Genomic DNA, 16,088 nt, shown 5'->3' with positions numbered 1-16,088 from the left:
TCCACCTACTTTCACTATATCCCATTATGAATGATTGACTTCGATTTCACCAATAATTTAGTATGTTTTGAAACCCTACTATGTATTATGTACGTATTGACATCCAAAAAAGTTTTGAATAATAAACAAAATAAAACTTCTCTTAAAAAGAGAAGTAGTTAGATAATATCCTGTTTAAATTATCCCCAAAGCTCTTTCACAAGATTAGACAAATAGGGGGTATTTTCAACTATTCCCTTTGCCAACGAAGAGCTAGCTAAAGGAGATTGCACGGCTTCAATTGGTAAAAGTGCTGCTATGTATAAAATAATAAACAAAAGTAAATATACCTCTAAAAATCCAAGTATCCCTCCAGCCCAACGGTTAAAGGTCTTTAAAATTGGTAGATTGGAAACAAAATCTAGCATACTTCCAATTATTTGTAGAACAATCTTAGTTGCTACGAAAATCGCAACAAACGCAATTCCTCGGTAGTATGCATCCTCCATATTTCCTTCTGAGAAAATCAGTTGTAAATTTGATGCATCACCGAAGCTTGGATACGGAATCCAAAGGGTTAATTTGGGTGCAAGGTCGGAATAATAGACCTTTGCTACAATAAATGCAATAATGAAGCCAGTAAGATGAATAAATTGTAGGATAAACCCTCTGCGAAGCCCAACAAGTAATCCTATTAATAATATAATGACAATGGCAAGATTTAGCATATTCGTTCAATCCTTTACTTCTTTAGTTCTCTTTCTAAGCGCTCAAGTTGATCCTTTATTTTCAGATAATCATTTACAGCATTCACTGCTGTAAGAACGGCAAGTTTGGTACTATCAAGTGAGGGATTCTTCTGACCAATTTCGCGCATTTTATTATTTACCATAGAGGCAACTAATCGAACATGTTCAACACTTTCGTTCCCTACAATTACATACTGTTGCCCGTATATTTCAACCGTTGTGCGCTTTTTTTCTGCTTCAGACACAGCATTGCCCCCATTCATAAGAATCCTACACTATATCATAACATGAATATTATTTGGCTGGGAAGTTAAGAATGTCAAAATCAGACGTACGAAGGAAAAATATGTATTTAATTGGAGAGGGTAAAATGAGTCAAATCGTATTAAAACAATCTGGGGAACAAATAAAAAAGATGGAGGAACACTACCAACAAAGCCTCTTACCTAAAATACCACCAGGTGGGGTGTTTGCAGCAAAACTATCCGGTTGCTCCATAACCGCCTATAAATCCGGAAAAGTACTTTTTCAAGGTCCCTCATGTGAGATTGAAGCAAAAAAATGGGGGAATGCGGAACAACCTACGAACCAAAAATCAGAGAAAAAATCAAATAATACGCGCCATCTACCTGAGCATTTTGAGTCTCTTTCTGTAGTTGGTTCGGATGAGGTAGGTACTGGCGATTACTTTGGCCCTATTACTGTTGTAGCAACTTATGTTAGTAAAGAGCATATCCCCCTATTAAGGGAGCTAGGCGTAAAGGATTCAAAAGGTCTAAAGGATGAGCAAATTTCTGCAATTGCTAAGGAAATCAAGCATGTTATTCCTTATAGCCTATTAACATTACACAATGAAAAATACAATCAGCTTCAGCAGTCAGGTATGTCACAAGGAAAGCTAAAAGCCCTGCTGCATAACCAAGCCATTGGACATGTACTGAATAAAATATCACCACAAAAACCGGAAGCCATATTAATTGATCAGTTCGCCAAAGAAGAAGTGTATTATCAATATCTTAAGGGGCAAAAAGTGGTCCACCGTGAAAATGTGTATTTCTCCACAAAGGCAGAAAGTGTCCACTTATCTGTTGCAGCCGCATCCATTCTAGCTCGTTATGCATTTGTACAGCACTTTGAAAATCTTTCAAAGGAAGCGGGATTTGTTATTCCAAAAGGAGCAGGTGCTCAAGTAGACGTAGCAGCAGCTAAATTAATCCAAGCAAAAGGTAAAGAAAGCCTTCCACATTTTGTTAAACTGCATTTTGCTAATACAGAAAAAGCATGGAAACTGATTACGAGAAAATGAGAAAAGGAGCAATCCATATTGGATGCTCCTTTTCTATTTATCCTCTTAGTACTGCTCCAGCCTGTTCCTTCACAGCATCTAGTACCTTCTCGTGGGCCTTTGTTACTTCTTCGTCAGTTAGTGTTTTTTCTGGATCAAAATATCTTAGAGAAAACGCAATGGATTTCTTTCCTTCCTCCAAGCGATCTCCTTCATAAAGATCAAACACAGAAACATCCTTCAATAAGTTGCCACCAGCTTTTGTAATTATGTCAGAAAGCTGACCACTAACCACTTCCTTGTTAACAACCAGTGCGATATCGCGTGTGATAGATGGGTAACGTGGAATTGATTCGTATTGTAACGGAGCAATTTCTGTCTCTAGTAAAGCCTTTAAAGATAGTTCAAATACGTACGTTTCTTTCAAATCAAGTTCTTTTTGAACGTTCGGATGGATTTGTCCGACAAAACCAATTTTCTCATTATCTAAAAGAAGTTCTGCTGTTCTTCCTGGATGCATTCCATTCACGGTTGCTTGACGGAACTCCACTCTTCCTGTCAACCCTAAGCGAGCAAGTAACCCTTCTAGCACTCCTTTAAGAACAAAGTAATCAACAGCTTTCTTTTCCCCTTGCCATGGGTGCTGATGCCATAAGCCAGTAATTGCTGCTGCCAGATGTTCCTTCTCTTCTGGAAGCTTATCTAGTTCAGTCGAAAGGAAAACGGCCCCAGTTTCATATAATGATATGCTGTCATTTTGACGGGCAGAATTGTATTTTACGACCTCTAGTAACTGTGGCAAAATACTCAGACGTAGTACACTACGGTCTTCACTCATCGGCATCGCAAGTTTAACAGGTTCCCGCTTATCTAGTGCGAATTGAGTGGCTTTGGTTTCATTCGTCAAAGAATAAGTGACTGCTTGAAATAACCCTGCACTTTCTAAGTAGCGTCGTACGATTCTACGCTTTTTTTGGTAATCACTTAATTTTCCTGGAGTAGAAGCACCCTTTGGAAGAGTTTTAGGGATATAGTCGTAACCATAAATTCTTCCAACCTCTTCAACTAAATCTTCTTCAATGGTAATATCACCACGACGAGTAGGTACGGTTACTGTAATTTCGTTTCCTTCAACCTTCGAAACAAATTGTAGACGGGCAAAGATATTTTGCACCTCATCCATGGATATTTCGGTACCAAGCACACCATTGATTTTGTCTAATGTAATGGAAACAACCGCAGGCTCCACCTTAAGTGCATCTGCCTCGACCGATCCTTCTAATACTTCTCCATTTGCATACAGTACTAATAGCTCAGCCGCTCTTTCTGCTGCTGCTCTAACACGATTCGGATCCACACCTTTTTCATAGCGTGCACTAGCTTCACTGCGCAAACCATGATCCTTTGAAGCTTTACGAATGGGTGCTCCCACAAAATACGCAGACTCTAGTAACACGGTTGTCGTTGTTGTTTCTACCTCAGAGTTTGCTCCACCCATAACTCCTGCTAATGCAACCGGCTCTTGTCCGTTTGTAATCACCAGGTGATCTGTTGTTAATGTACGTTTTGCATCATCAAGCGTTGTAATATTTTCACCTTGATGCGCACGACGAACAACGATTTCTTTTGAACCAAGACGATCATAGTCAAAGGCATGTAGCGGTTGACCATATTCCATTAAAATGTAATTCGTAATATCGACAACATTATTATGAGGACGTACTCCTGCAGCCATCAGACGTGTTTGCATCCATAATGGTGAAGGTCCAACCTTTACATTTTTAATCACTTTGGCAACGTAAAGTGGATTATCTTCCGGAGCTTCTACAGTAACAGAGATATAATCGCTAGCCTTTTCGTTTACGGATGAGACCTCAGGCTTCGGAAGCTTTACTTCTTTTCCTAAAATGGCGGCAACCTCATATGCTACACCTAGCATGCTTAAGCAGTCCGCTCGGTTCGGGGTTAAACCTAATTCTAAAATTTGATCATCGCGATTTAACAGCTCAAGTGCATCATCCCCAACTGTGACCTCATTCGGGAATACGAAGATCCCTTCAGAGAATTCCTTAGCAACAAGCTTGCTTTCAACCCCTAACTCCTGCAAGGAACAGATCATTCCGTTTGACTCTTCGCCGCGAAGCTTTGCTTTTTTAATTTTGAAGTTTCCTGGGAGAACAGCTCCTACCTTTGCTACAATAACATGTTGCCCCTTATCTACATTTGGAGCACCACAGATGATTTGAACGGGCTCTCCTTCTCCAACATCTACTAAACATTTATTTAGCTTATCGGCATTTGGATGCTGCTCACGTTCTAACACGTAACCGACGACGAGACCTTTCATTCCTTCATTTAGAATCTCAACGCCTTCCACTTCAATTCCACTTTTTGTGATTTTATCGGCTAGTTCAGGAGCTGTGACACCAGAAAGGTCCACATACTCTTGAAGCCATTTATAAGAAACAAACATTCTTGTTATCCTCCTATTCGTGTATAGAAAATTGCTTTAAGAAACGTACATCATTTGCATAGTAATGACGAATATCATCCACGCCGTATTTTAGCATGGCAATTCTTTCAGGCCCCATACCGAATGCAAAGCCTGTATATTTTTTCGAATCATAACCAGCCATTTCAAGTACGTTTGGATGTACCATTCCCGCTCCAAGAATTTCAATCCAACCCGTTCCTTTACAAACGCTACATCCTTTTCCGTTACAAATTTTACAAGAAATATCCATTTCAACTGAAGGTTCTGTGAATGGGAAGAAGCTAGGACGCAAGCGAATCTCACGGTCTTCACCAAAGATTTTTTTCGCAAACACATCTAATGTCCCTTTCAGGTCACTCATTTGAATGTTTTCTCCTACCACAAGACCCTCGATCTGCATGAATTGGTGAGAATGCGTTGCGTCATCATTATCACGTCGATAAACTTTTCCTGGGCAGATAATTTTAATCGGGCCCTTTCCTTCTTTCTTTTCCATCGTTCTTGCTTGCATTGGTGATGTATGTGTACGAAGGAGGATTTCTTCCGTAATATAAAAGGAATCTTGCATATCACGTGCTGGATGACCTTTTGGTAAATTTAATGCCTCAAAGTTATAGTAGTCACTTTCTACTTCGGGACCTTCTGCAATCGTGTAGCCCATACCAATAAAGAGGTCTTCGATTTCTTCAATGATTCTAGTTAATGGATGATGGTTTCCTGTTTTTACTGGTCTTCCAGGAAGTGTTACATCAATGGTTTCAGAGGCAAGCTTTTTAGCCACCGCTTCTTCTTCCATAATCGCTTGTTTTTCTTCAATCGCTTTTGCAATAACATCTCTTACCTCGTTCGCCAATGCCCCCATTTTAGGACGTTCTTCAGCACTTAGCTTTCCCATCCCTTTTAGTACCTCAGTAATGGGACCTTTTTTCCCCAGATAAGATACACGAATGTCATTTAGTTCCTTTAAATCAGTCGCTTTCTTTATTCCTTCAAGCGCTTCTTGCTGAAGCTCTACTAAGCGTTGCTCCATTGTTTTTCCTCCTTTTGATTTTTAGACACAATAAAAACCCCATCCCTAGAAAGGGACGAGGTTTAATAGTCGCGGTACCACCCTTAATTAATGCAGGACATCTTTCTTCCTACATTCACTTCATTGCTGATAACGGCTTTAAACCGGTGCATCTTTACACTTCTTTAAGAAATGGTCCCGATGCCAACTCGGGAGGTGAACTTCGTCTACTTTTTCTATAAAAATGCTTTCAGTCTAAGGCATTTTCTCCCTAACATAGATGGTAGCAAACTACTTTTCTCCGTCATCGTTTTTTGGTATGTAATTTTTGCTGTTTATTATAGTATACTTTCCTACTTATTTCAAACCCATTTTGAAGAGGGGTTATGCCTATTTTATCCACGTAAGTAATATAACAAAATTCCGGTTGCTACTGCAACATTTAATGACTCACTTTTCCCATGAATCGGAATATATAGATTAGCTGTCGTTTTACCTAGTAGCTCTTTACTTACCCCGTTCCCTTCATTTCCGACAATTAAGGCATAGGATCCAGTTGATTGTATTTGATGAAACGGTTCGGCATTCTCTAAGGCTGTTCCATACACAGGGATCCCTCGGTCAAGAAGATCGCTTGTCCAAGTTGAGATTTCGCCTTTAATAACAGGTAGATGAAAATGGCTGCCTTGGGCAGATCTAAGCACTTTGGAATTATAAATATCCACACTTCCATTGCCAATTACCACAACGTCCACACCAGCAGCATCTGCTGTACGAATCATCGTTCCTAAATTCCCAGGGTCTTGGACAGCATCAATTAAAAGATAAGATGTTCCTTCTGTACGTGATGGCTTTTCTTGATGACAAACAGCAAAAATGCCTTGTGGTGTATCTGTTTCAGCCAAAAGTTTAATGATGTCAGCAGGGACTGAGACAATCGGAGTTTCTCCGTAATCAAAGCTTGAAGGAAGATCCAGGTTTTCTTGTACAATGATTTCTTCTATACGACCTGCTTTTAGTGCTTCCTCCACTAAATGGAACCCTTCGACTAAAAATAGTCCTGTTTTATCTCTTTCCTTTTTCGTTAATAGTTTTTTCCATTGCTTCACCTTTGGGTTACTACTCGAGTGAATATGCTTCAAGGTAAACCCCCTTCTTTCCTTTTTTCTCGGGTTTTCTTATTATAGCGTAACTTAAGTACATAATAATAACAAAAATAGAAAACATATTAAAGAAAATGAAGAAGGAGTGAGTAAAAATGAATCTTAACTTAAGAAATGCAGTTATTCATAATGTATCAGGAAATACACAAGATGAACTACGAGACACGATCGTTGATGCCATTCAAAACGGCGAAGAAAAAATGCTTCCAGGTTTAGGCGTACTTTTTGAAGTGATCTGGAAGAATGCATCCGACCAAGAAAAAAGCGAAATGCTCCAAACCCTAGAAAGCGGCCTAAAATAGGGTGTCTGTCACCGCTCGTGGACAAATTCTTTGATTTGTCCACGGAAGGTGACAGACACCATCCGTGGACAGTTGGGGTGATTTTGTCCGCCTGAGGTGGACACCTATGCCCGATTAGCCAAACAAAGACAGCATGCCTTAGCATGCTGTCTTTGTTTGGTCTCTATTCAAGAGTAATACGGTTCACTGTTTCACGGTCTAGACGTTTGATGACTTCAACGATTAGCTTAACAGCGTTCTCGTAGTCATCACGGTGTAACATAGCTGCATGCGAATGGATATAGCGAGTAGCAATCGTTATTGCTAAGGAAGGGACTCCTTTATGAGATATATGGATAGACCCCGCATCCGTGCCACCGCCAGCGATTGCATCGAATTGATATGGAATTCCAAGTTCATCCGCTGTATCTGTTACTAAATCTCTTAAACCTTTGTGAGACACCATACTTGCGTCATACAGAATGATTTGTGGGCCTTTGCCCATTTTGCTTTGTGCTTCCTTCTCCGACACACCAGGAGTGTCACCAGCGATCCCAACATCCACTCCAAACCCAATATCAGGCTCAATGGCAGCAGCAGAAGTACGTGCCCCACGTAAGCCTACCTCTTCTTGTACACTTCCAACTCCATATACGATATTTGGATGCTCTTCATTCTTCAATTGCTTTAACACATCAATCGCAATCGCACAACCAATCCGATTATCCCAAGCTTTTGCTAATAAAAGCTTTTCATTGTTCATCACAGTAAACTCAAAATATGGAACGACCATGTCACCAGGACGGACTCCCCACTCTGTAGCTTCCTCACGACTTGATGCACCAATATCAATAAACATATCTTTAATTTCTACTGGTTTTTTTCTAGCTTCAGGAGATAAAATATGTGGTGGCTTTGAACCGATTACTCCTGTCACATCTCCCTTTCTGGTAACAATCGTCACTCGCTGTGCTAACATAACCTGTGACCACCAGCCACCAACCGTTTGGAAGCGTAGGAATCCTTTATCATCAATTTGCGTGATCATAAAACCTACTTCATCCAAGTGACCAGCAACCATTACCTTCGGACCGTTCGCATCTCCCACTTTTTTCGCAATTAAGCTTCCAAGTCCATCCGTAGTTACTTCATCCGCATACGGAGCAATATGCTTGTTCATTACTTCTCTTGGCTCACGCTCATTCCCTGGAATCCCTTTGGCATCTGTTAATTCCTTAAGCATCGCTAAAGTATCACCAAGTTTTGTCATTTATTTCGACTCCCTTAATATGTATTATGTTTATAGTATACTAGCTACATCTTAAATGCACAAAGTATACATTAGTAACCTTCCTTCTGCCTTTTATAATTTACTTCATTTTTAGAGATATATGCTTCTTTTATGTCTTCTGATGTAAATCCTAGCATCTTCCCTAAAACAAAATAACTCTCAAGCATGCTACGATACGCACCCATACTCCTTTCTGCGGAAAAGCGATGAACCGTTTCATACATAGATAAAAACTGATTCGTCACATTTTCCTCTACTAATTCTAGTTCTTCTATCTGTACATCACGCTCAAATCCACAATCCAGTCCTAGTGATAAAATAAAATGAACTCCATCTACAAATTCCTCTAAAATGACCTCTTTTGGAGAAGCACCTTTAACACTCCAAAATTTAAAACAACGTGTCTCGTTTGCTAGTTCACCTAGCTCAACCAATAAAGCCAGTACCTTTCTACTTATTAGGTTTTCTGCTTTTAATTCGTGTTTTTCTGCGATATGTTCATCCAAGCCTTTTTGCATCTCAAATAAATGTCGTAAATCCATCATTTCACTCTTTTCTATGTATATTACTTTAATCATAATGAAATTAAGAAAAAAATTCACTTAAAAGCAACACTTTATGAAACCTTTTTCTAATAAAAACGTATATAAGGAAAAATGAAGAGTGGAGGGCTTAAGTATGATGTGGCTACTGCGCATGCTCCTAATAGCATTTATCTTATTTTTAATATACAGCGCCTTCAAATTTGTTTTAAACCCAAAACGAAAATTGGAGTTAGCTCACGAGCAAAAGCAGTTCTTTTTACTCGATGATATAAAAAATGTTCGTAAGAATTTTCTCTTAACCTATAAAGGGGTTCTATTTGAAGGTGAAAAATACTTAGGCACAACCGAGAACACCTTCGAGGTTGTTTCTATATTTATTTGGCCACATAGTACCTCTGCGCTAAATGGTTTGTCAAAAGAAGATTTCCGTTATATCGAAATGGAAGTAGCTGTATTTTATCCGAATGCAAGAATTGACTGGAAAAGTCCCATTCATGAATTTATGAAAAAATAAACGTTCAAGGGATCCTCCCCTTGAACGTTTATAATTAGCCCTGTTTCTCTAGCTTTGTTTCCTTAAAAAAATCTCTCCACTTTATAATCGTCATTTTTTCCCTCAGTACATAAACAAGAATGGATAAAGAAAATAAAATAATAACAATCATCGTTGGAGTAAATTGACTAATAAATTGACCAAAGACAGTGTAAAAGAAAGCTAATGGAAGATTCGTGATAAAGACTGCCTTTGCATACTCTTTAAAGCCACGGTGTCTTTCCATTAAACAAAAATTTAATAATTGATAGTGGACAAAAGGAACTAGGCGTAAAATCGAAATCTGACTAACTGTTAAATTACGATACTCTCCAAACCACTTTTTCCGAATCGAAGACAGTTTTGCTTGTGTTCGTGGAAATTTTGAAACGAGAGCAAAAAACAATATGCTGCTAATCATCAACCCAATTAGAGAGTATATCGTACCTGCGACTGTTCCAAAAAGAATTCCACCTGCAATACAGATGATGACAACAGGAATAAATAAAAACTGTCGTAACGAATGGAACAAGATGAATATAATCGGGGTGAAAACTCCACCAGCCTGAAACATGACAAGCAGTAACGCTAACTCCTCATCCATATGACCACCCCTTAAGCAGTTTCTTGATGTCTATTACAGCTTATCAAGAAAGAACCGTTTCTATGACAACTATTATCTTAATTCCATACATAGTAAAGCAATAGACCGATTTGGAGAACAGTCAAAAATGGCAATCCCCATTTAAAGCTAGGATGTTTTGTTTTATGACGAAAGGACCTCATTCCAATAAATGCACCTAATGCACCTCCAATAAAAGCGAATTGCCAAAGTGTCGCTTCTCTAATTCGATATTTATTTTTCTTAGCCTTCTGTTTATCAACATACACCAACGAACAACTGACGATATTTATTACCAATAAATACATCCAAAAATATGTAAGCATACAATACCTCCTTGAAGAACTTAAAAAAGCCACCCTCTAGTTAGAGAATGGCTTCTATAGACTAATAAGTCAATTATTTTGCTAGGCTTTGCTTAGCAGCTGCAGCTAATTCTGCAAATGCTTTTTCGTCGCTTACTGCAAGTTCAGCAAGCATTTTACGGTTTACTTCGATACCTGCAACGCTTAAACCGTGCATTAAACGGCTATAAGAAAGACCGTTCATACGAGCTGCTGCATTGATACGAGTGATCCAAAGCTTACGGAAGTCACGCTTCTTTTGGCGACGATCACGGAATGCATACATTAGAGATTTCATAACCTGTTGGTTAGCTACTTTATATAATGTATGTTTTGAACCATAATAACCTTTTGCTAATTTAATAACTTTTTTACGACGTCTGCGAGTTACTGTACCGCCTTTAACACGTGGCATATGTTTTCCCTCCTAATTTGCAATTACTTAAGATTTACTAGTAAGTTACGGATGCGCTTGTAATCGCCTGAAGAAACTAGAGTTCCTTTGCGAAGCTTACGCTTTGCCTTTGTAGATTTGTTAGCGAATAAATGGCTTCTATAAGCGTGTGAACGCTTCAGTTTACCAGATCCTGTTCTCTTGAAACGCTTTGCTGCGCCGCGGTGAGTTTTCATTTTTGGCATTAGGGATTCCTCCTCATTACTTGTCGTTTTTAGGTGCTAATGTCATAAACATGCTTCTGCCATCCATTTTTGGATGAGATTCCACTGTTGCTACTTCTTTACAAGCTTCTGCAAAGCGGACTAAAACACGTTGTCCGATCTCTTTATGTGTAATTGCACGACCTTTAAATCGAATCGATGCTTTTACTTTATCGCCTTTTTCCAAGAATTTAATCGCATTACGTAACTTTGTGTTAAAGTCATGCTCATCAATGGATGGGCTAAGTCGAACTTCTTTGATGTTGATAATTTTTTGATTTTTACGTGCTTCTTTTTCTTTCTTCTGCTGTTCAAACTTAAACTTACCGTAGTCCATAATACGTGCTACTGGTGGTTTTGCGTTTGGTGCAACAAGAACAACGTCAAGATTTACACGCGTAGCAATCTCAAGTGCTTCGATTTTTGTTTTAATGCCTAGTTGTTCGCCATTTTGATCAATTAGACGTAATTCGCGGGCACGAATACCCTCGTTCAACAACATGTCTTTGCTAATAGCTGGACACCTCCAAGGTTTAATGCGAATACAACGTTTGGGTTAAGAAGATTTCATTTTCAAAAGAAAAATAAAAAAAGTGCGGATGAACACACCCACACTTTACGATACCCATACGGTAATAAGCCTTTTCGTAAAACCTGCCAACTGCACTTTGGCGTCAATCAGGTGAGAAGCGGGTGCTTCTTCTTTATCTCAAACTCGTATTCAATTTACCTTAGCAACTATATCACAATAAATAATTCATGTCAACGAAACACTTTTTTTATCACAACGAAATGAATTGTATCAAAAATATACGTTTGTGGCAATACTTTTTCAAAAAAATAAACGAAAAAGAGGATGAGCAGACATCCTCTTTCGTGCAAATCCTAACGTTTTACTTCCATCTTTAAATCCTCAACAAACGTTTCAAAGGAAACAACCTCTGATTTTTGCTCACCATATTTTCGTACATTCACTGCCTTTTCTGCTACTTCATTGTCACCAACGACTAGCATATAAGGTGTTTTTTGCATTTGCGCTTCACGAATCTTGTAACCGATCTTCTCATTTCGATCATCGATTTCAACACGAATACCTTCTGCCTGAAGAAGTTCTTGTACTTGCTTTGCGTAGTCAAAATGAACGTCAGGAGAAACAGGAATCACTTGAACCTGTACAGGTGCTAACCAAGTTGGGAAAGCTCCTTTGTATTCTTCAATCAAGAACGCAACAAAACGCTCCATTGTTGAAACGACCCCACGGTGGATAACTACAGGACGATGTTGTTTCCCATCCTCACCTACATAGCTCAAATCAAAACGTTCTGGTAATAAGAAGTCTAATTGGACAGTAGAAAGGGTCTCTTCCTTCCCAAGAGCTGTCTTCACTTGAACATCAAGCTTTGGACCATAAAAAGCCGCTTCACCTTCTGCCTCAAAATAATCTAGCCCTAAGTCATCCATTGCTTCTTTTAACATGCTTTGAGCCTTTTCCCACATTTGATCATCATCAAAATACTTTTCTTTATCTTCAGGATCACGGTACGATAGGCGGAAGGAGTAATCATTGATATTAAAATCTTTGTACACTTCCAATACCAATCCTACCACTCGCTTAAATTCTTCCTTAATTTGATCTGGACGAACAAAAATATGTGCATCGTTTAACGTCATTCCACGTACACGTTGAAGACCAGAAAGTGCTCCAGACATTTCATAGCGGTGCATCGTTCCAAGCTCGGCAATACGAATAGGAAGCTCCCGATAACTATGAATACCGTGCTTATAGATCATCATATGATGTGGACAGTTCATAGGGCGTAAAACGAGCTGCTCATTGTCCATCTCCATAACTGGGAACATATCTTCTTGATAGTGATCCCAGTGCCCTGATGTTTTATATAAATCAACACTACCCATCACAGGTGTGTACACGTGGTCGTACCCAAGTCGTGACTCCTTATCCACGATATATCTCTCGATAATACGGCGAATCGTCGCACCCTTTGGTAACCACATTGGAAGACCTTGTCCCACTTTTTGCGAGTTCATGAATAAGTTTAATTCTTTACCTATTTTTCTATGATCACGCTCTTTTGCCTCTTCTATTAGACGGAGATGTTCAGCTAAGTCTTCTTTCTTGAAGAAAGCAGTTCCGTATATACGTTGAAGCATTTTATTATCGCTATCGCCTCTCCAGTATGCACCCGCAATACTAAGAAGCTTAAATTCCTTCATTTTCCCTGTCGATGGAACATGAACTCCACGACATAAGTCGAAGAAATCACCTTGCTCATAAATAGTCACCGTTTCTCCTGCAGGGATGGCTTCAATTAGCTCAAGCTTGTATTCATCACCAATCTCCTTAAAGAGCTGAACCGCCTCGTCACGACTAACCTCTTTACGAACAATCTCAATGTTTTCATTAATAATTTTTTTCATTTCTTTTTCAATTAACGGAAGATCTTCCGGTGTTAATGATTCCTCAATGTCTACATCATAGTAAAATCCGCCTTCAATAACTGGACCCACGCCAAGCTTTACATTTTTGTAAAGGCGCTTAATCGCTTGTGCCATCAAGTGGGCGCTACTATGTCTAAGGATTTCAAGTGCATCTGCACTATCCTGAGTAACAATTTCAATTGCTCCATCTTGCTCAATCGGACGTCTAAGATCGTACAATTGGCCATCTACTTTTCCAGCCAATGCCTTCTTTTTAAGCCCTGGGCTAATGGAGGCAGCAACATCTTCTGTTGTTGTTCCAAACGGAAACTCCTTCACTGCACCGTCTGGGAACGTTAATTTTACAACATTTGACATAACTATTTTCCTCCTAAATATAAAATAAAAATAAAAAAACTCGTCCCTCGGAAAGGGACGAGTTTATAAACAACACGTGGTTCCACCCTAATTTTCACCTTGATAAATTTATCAAAATGACTTTAGAAAAATAGATAACGGACTTTATCCGTCAGCCCATACTTAATCAATTGTTCAAGGCTGAAGTTTAGAGGTGGTAAGCTGTTCAATCGTGTTAGGAAGATTCCAGCCAACGCCTTCCCTCTCTGATAACCGTATATAAACGCTCATATCCTCATCATAACATTTATTTCATGAAGTTATTGTACCTTATTATGTACGTATTATAGTTTGTTCATGAGGGAAAAGCAAGTATCAATCTAGAAATTATCATCAGCTGCAAGTGCTAATTTCCTTTTACGATCATGAAATAAGTTTATGGCTGCTACAACTACTCTTTCCTCAAAAAGATTACAGATTGTTCGAACCAAAGGTTGCTCCGGTTCATCGGTGTACAAATAAATCTTTTGGGGAGCAATCGAAAGCAACGGTGCAATCGTAACACTATCAATATAGACTGGGTGATTAGAAAGTAGTTTCCGATCGATCAGCTGCAAAATTTCTTTTCTTTTTAATTCAAAGAATTTCTCATCAAAAAAGGCTATCGAATCAGACACAATTAAATGAATCACTTTCTTGATTGAACTTCTTCCAGATAAAAATTCTCTAAGTGTATGAACAAATATTTGGTACTCTTGCTCAAGTTTATACTCATCAATTGCAACCTCGACCACTCTCTCTATGAGAGTCGTAATGGAACGCAATCGAAAGCGGAGGAAAGAGTCAAACGAGAAAGACAAACGCTGTGAGAATAATTCATTAATAGCCGATTCTACCAAATTATTTAATGAATTCACATCTACAAACGATAAGAGTTCCCTTCGGTTTCCGTCAACAATGGCAGTAATAATATCTAGTATTTGTTCCTGTTCATGTTCGTCATCATAACAAAAATGATTCTTTAAGATTTCTCGAGACCAATCCACTAATTTAATTTCCTGAATAAACTGCACAAATGCATTTTTCACAACCACTTCTTCCAGTTTTCCATCGCATTTTACTATATGTTTATCTTCAATAAGAAGAGTCTCATGATTCAAATGGAGTGAGGATTGTGCGTGTTTCTTTAGCAATTGGTGAAATCTTTTCGCATCCTCTTTATTTTGGAAAATGATCTCAAACAACCAAATCCCCCCTTTTGGTGAAATCAACGCTTGAAAAGTCCATGCGGCTGCATGTTCGTTTTCACAGTCTCTGTTTTCATGTATATGGGGAACTTGGTCAAAATAGAATAAGAGCCAGCGGACTTTTTCCACTGACTCTTCTACTTCACCTATTTTCTTCTATTTGGACCATCCACTTGGACAGGGTGAGCTAAGTATCTAATCCTCTCAAGAAGCCTTCTTGCTTTCATCTTCTCTTCTTCTCCACGTTGACTATACGTTAGATGTACTTCTAACCCGTCGAAGTCAAAGTTAGAGGTAAAGAAAGTAGGCAGGTTTTCAAGCATACGGAATTGAAGAATCGTTCCTAGCACTTCATCCCTTGCCCAACTTGACATCGTCTCTGCACCTATATCATCAATCATTAACACCGGTACTCTCTTCACTTTTTCGATTTTTTCATTTAGTGTAGAATCACCGATGGAGCTCTTTAATTCTCTAATCAGTTCTGGAAAATACACGATCATAGAAGAAACTTTTTTCTTAGCTAAGTCATTTGCAATGGCTCCAAGTAGATAAGATTTTCCGACACCGAATTTCCCATACAAATAAAGCCCTTTTTGCATGGTGTTAGGATGATAATTAAGGATGAAATCTGCAGCAAGATCAATGGCTTCTAATCTCCCTGCATAATCACCTTCTGTGTCGATTTCTGAAAAGCTAGCCTTCAGTATTTCCTTTGGCATATACATACTTTGTATTAGCTTTTCACTCTTTCTTCTTTCGTCAGACATGACCTTCCTTGGACAGCGATCATAATGGATCTCAATGGTTCCACGAACAAGAACTAATTCTGGCTGATATCCCTGCATAATATTTTTACAACTCTCAAGACTCGGGCACTCCGAACATTCCGTACTTTGAGTCGAATATTCATAGAGCTTGGCCAAATTTCTTTCAATCATTTGGCTCGTTAGAATATCACTGTGCTTTGATATAAACTCCCTGATGTCTGGGTGCTGCATAACTTGTCTCTTTTGTCGTTCATACCGTTCTTGAAAGCTTGGACTAGCTGCAAGTTTTTTTAATGTTTCATTGATTGGTTCCAAACACTCACC

The 16,088-nt window shown here is 38.9% G+C and carries 18 protein-coding genes and 3 other annotated features; of the genes, 3 read left to right on the top strand and 15 right to left on the bottom strand.

Annotated elements, in window-relative coordinates:
* Positions 1-179: 179 nt before the first annotated feature.
* Positions 180-707: a CvpA family protein gene (locus tag ACVBAX_RS00445; protein ID WP_430774679.1), complete on the bottom strand. Its 528-nt coding sequence runs from the start codon at positions 705-707 to the stop codon at positions 180-182.
* A gap of 14 nt (positions 708-721) precedes the next feature.
* Positions 722-991, bottom strand: a complete 270-nt coding sequence (zapA, locus tag ACVBAX_RS00440) for a cell division protein ZapA (RefSeq protein ID WP_430774678.1) — start codon at positions 989-991, stop codon at positions 722-724.
* A 107-nt stretch (positions 992-1,098) separates the two neighbouring features.
* Here zapA and rnhC point away from each other — a divergent pair, with 107 nt between their 5' ends.
* The gene (rnhC, locus tag ACVBAX_RS00435; protein ID WP_447115486.1) at positions 1,099-2,034 is read left to right on the top strand and encodes a ribonuclease HIII; all 936 of its coding nucleotides are present in this window, start codon (positions 1,099-1,101) and stop codon (positions 2,032-2,034) included.
* A 37-nt stretch (positions 2,035-2,071) separates the two neighbouring features.
* Here the strand turns inward: rnhC and pheT are convergent, their stop codons facing one another.
* The 3 genes from pheT to ACVBAX_RS00420 all read right to left on the bottom strand — a co-directional run bounded on the left by pheT (position 2,072) and on the right by ACVBAX_RS00420 (position 6,658).
* Positions 2,072-4,486: a phenylalanine--tRNA ligase subunit beta gene (gene pheT / locus ACVBAX_RS00430; RefSeq protein WP_447115485.1), complete on the bottom strand. Its 2,415-nt coding sequence runs from the start codon at positions 4,484-4,486 to the stop codon at positions 2,072-2,074.
* A 13-nt stretch (positions 4,487-4,499) separates the two neighbouring features.
* A complete protein-coding gene (pheS, locus tag ACVBAX_RS00425; protein WP_447115484.1) occupies positions 4,500-5,537 on the bottom strand; it encodes a phenylalanine--tRNA ligase subunit alpha in 1,038 nt (345 codons plus the stop codon).
* A gap of 48 nt (positions 5,538-5,585) precedes the next feature.
* Positions 5,586-5,833, bottom strand: a binding site (T-box leader).
* A gap of 78 nt (positions 5,834-5,911) precedes the next feature.
* A complete protein-coding gene (locus tag ACVBAX_RS00420) occupies positions 5,912-6,658 on the bottom strand; it encodes a TrmH family RNA methyltransferase (protein WP_430774674.1) in 747 nt (248 codons plus the stop codon).
* A 116-nt stretch (positions 6,659-6,774) separates the two neighbouring features.
* Between ACVBAX_RS00420 and sspI the strand changes: the two genes are divergently transcribed.
* Positions 6,775-6,981 (top strand): small acid-soluble spore protein SspI, encoded by a 207-nt coding sequence (gene sspI, locus ACVBAX_RS00415; RefSeq protein ID WP_430774673.1) that lies wholly within the window; start codon positions 6,775-6,777, stop codon positions 6,979-6,981.
* Positions 6,982-7,144: 163 nt separating this feature from the next.
* Here sspI and ACVBAX_RS00410 read toward each other — a convergent pair whose 3' ends face one another.
* Positions 7,145-8,230: a M42 family metallopeptidase gene (locus ACVBAX_RS00410; protein ID WP_447115483.1), complete on the bottom strand. Its 1,086-nt coding sequence runs from the start codon at positions 8,228-8,230 to the stop codon at positions 7,145-7,147.
* Between the two features lie 71 nt (positions 8,231-8,301).
* On the bottom strand, positions 8,302-8,793 hold the full coding sequence (locus tag ACVBAX_RS00405; protein ID WP_447116006.1) for a dUTP diphosphatase: 492 nt from the start codon (positions 8,791-8,793) through the stop codon (positions 8,302-8,304).
* Positions 8,794-8,929: 136 nt separating this feature from the next.
* On the opposite strand from ACVBAX_RS00405, the gene ACVBAX_RS00400 reads away from it, so the two are divergent.
* Entirely contained in the window at positions 8,930-9,310 is a 381-nt protein-coding gene (locus ACVBAX_RS00400; protein ID WP_430774670.1) for a sigma-w pathway protein ysdB, read from the top strand.
* Between the two features lie 34 nt (positions 9,311-9,344).
* Here the strand turns inward: ACVBAX_RS00400 and ACVBAX_RS00395 are convergent, their stop codons facing one another.
* From ACVBAX_RS00395 to dnaI, 8 genes are all read right to left on the bottom strand, one after another.
* Entirely contained in the window at positions 9,345-9,932 is a 588-nt protein-coding gene (locus tag ACVBAX_RS00395; RefSeq protein WP_447115482.1) for a TVP38/TMEM64 family protein, read from the bottom strand.
* A 77-nt stretch (positions 9,933-10,009) separates the two neighbouring features.
* Entirely contained in the window at positions 10,010-10,276 is a 267-nt protein-coding gene (locus ACVBAX_RS00390; RefSeq protein ID WP_447115481.1) for a DUF1294 domain-containing protein, read from the bottom strand.
* Positions 10,277-10,349: 73 nt separating this feature from the next.
* The gene (gene rplT, locus ACVBAX_RS00385) at positions 10,350-10,709 is read right to left on the bottom strand and encodes a 50S ribosomal protein L20 (protein ID WP_119709344.1); all 360 of its coding nucleotides are present in this window, start codon (positions 10,707-10,709) and stop codon (positions 10,350-10,352) included.
* Between the two features lie 23 nt (positions 10,710-10,732).
* Entirely contained in the window at positions 10,733-10,933 is a 201-nt protein-coding gene (rpmI, locus tag ACVBAX_RS00380; protein ID WP_119709345.1) for a 50S ribosomal protein L35, read from the bottom strand.
* A gap of 16 nt (positions 10,934-10,949) precedes the next feature.
* Positions 10,950-11,453: a translation initiation factor IF-3 gene (gene infC, locus ACVBAX_RS00375; RefSeq protein ID WP_430774667.1), complete on the bottom strand. Its 504-nt coding sequence runs from the start codon at positions 11,451-11,453 to the stop codon at positions 10,950-10,952.
* A 79-nt stretch (positions 11,454-11,532) separates the two neighbouring features.
* Positions 11,533-11,662, bottom strand: a sequence feature (ribosomal protein L20 leader region).
* A 174-nt stretch (positions 11,663-11,836) separates the two neighbouring features.
* Positions 11,837-13,768: a threonine--tRNA ligase gene (gene thrS, locus ACVBAX_RS00370; RefSeq protein WP_447115480.1), complete on the bottom strand. Its 1,932-nt coding sequence runs from the start codon at positions 13,766-13,768 to the stop codon at positions 11,837-11,839.
* Between the two features lie 50 nt (positions 13,769-13,818).
* Positions 13,819-14,058 (bottom strand) — a binding site (T-box leader).
* 69 nt (positions 14,059-14,127) lie between these two features.
* A complete protein-coding gene (gene ytxC, locus ACVBAX_RS00365; RefSeq protein ID WP_447115479.1) occupies positions 14,128-15,123 on the bottom strand; it encodes a sporulation protein YtxC in 996 nt (331 codons plus the stop codon).
* Between the two features lie 17 nt (positions 15,124-15,140).
* Positions 15,141-16,079, bottom strand: a complete 939-nt coding sequence (gene dnaI / locus ACVBAX_RS00360; RefSeq protein ID WP_447115478.1) for a primosomal protein DnaI — start codon at positions 16,077-16,079, stop codon at positions 15,141-15,143.
* Positions 16,080-16,088: the final 9 nt, after the last annotated feature.

The sequence above is a fragment of the Robertmurraya sp. GLU-23 genome, assembly GCF_052983275.1.
The sequence above is the reverse complement of the archived record's forward strand: the minus strand, read 5'-3'. Positions and strand labels throughout refer to the sequence as shown.

Coding starts and splice junctions, on each gene's coding strand:
- ACVBAX_RS00445 (WP_430774679.1), bottom strand. CDS start 707: ATGCTAAATCTTGCCATTGTCATTATATTATTAATAGGATTACTTGTT.
- zapA (WP_430774678.1), bottom strand. CDS start 991: ATGAATGGGGGCAATGCTGTGTCTGAAGCAGAAAAAAAGCGCACAACG.
- rnhC (WP_447115486.1), top strand. CDS start 1,099: ATGAGTCAAATCGTATTAAAACAATCTGGGGAACAAATAAAAAAGATG.
- pheT (WP_447115485.1), bottom strand. CDS start 4,486: ATGTTTGTTTCTTATAAATGGCTTCAAGAGTATGTGGACCTTTCTGGT.
- pheS (WP_447115484.1), bottom strand. CDS start 5,537: ATGGAGCAACGCTTAGTAGAGCTTCAGCAAGAAGCGCTTGAAGGAATA.
- sspI (WP_430774673.1), top strand. CDS start 6,775: ATGAATCTTAACTTAAGAAATGCAGTTATTCATAATGTATCAGGAAAT.
- ACVBAX_RS00410 (WP_447115483.1), bottom strand. CDS start 8,230: ATGACAAAACTTGGTGATACTTTAGCGATGCTTAAGGAATTAACAGAT.
- ACVBAX_RS00405 (WP_447116006.1), bottom strand. CDS start 8,793: ATGGATTTACGACATTTATTTGAGATGCAAAAAGGCTTGGATGAACAT.
- ACVBAX_RS00400 (WP_430774670.1), top strand. CDS start 8,930: ATGATGTGGCTACTGCGCATGCTCCTAATAGCATTTATCTTATTTTTA.
- ACVBAX_RS00395 (WP_447115482.1), bottom strand. CDS start 9,932: ATGGATGAGGAGTTAGCGTTACTGCTTGTCATGTTTCAGGCTGGTGGA.
- ACVBAX_RS00390 (WP_447115481.1), bottom strand. CDS start 10,276: ATGCTTACATATTTTTGGATGTATTTATTGGTAATAAATATCGTCAGT.
- rplT (WP_119709344.1), bottom strand. CDS start 10,709: ATGCCACGTGTTAAAGGCGGTACAGTAACTCGCAGACGTCGTAAAAAA.
- rpmI (WP_119709345.1), bottom strand. CDS start 10,933: ATGCCAAAAATGAAAACTCACCGCGGCGCAGCAAAGCGTTTCAAGAGA.
- infC (WP_430774667.1), bottom strand. CDS start 11,453: ATGTTGTTGAACGAGGGTATTCGTGCCCGCGAATTACGTCTAATTGAT.
- thrS (WP_447115480.1), bottom strand. CDS start 13,768: ATGTCAAATGTTGTAAAATTAACGTTCCCAGACGGTGCAGTGAAGGAG.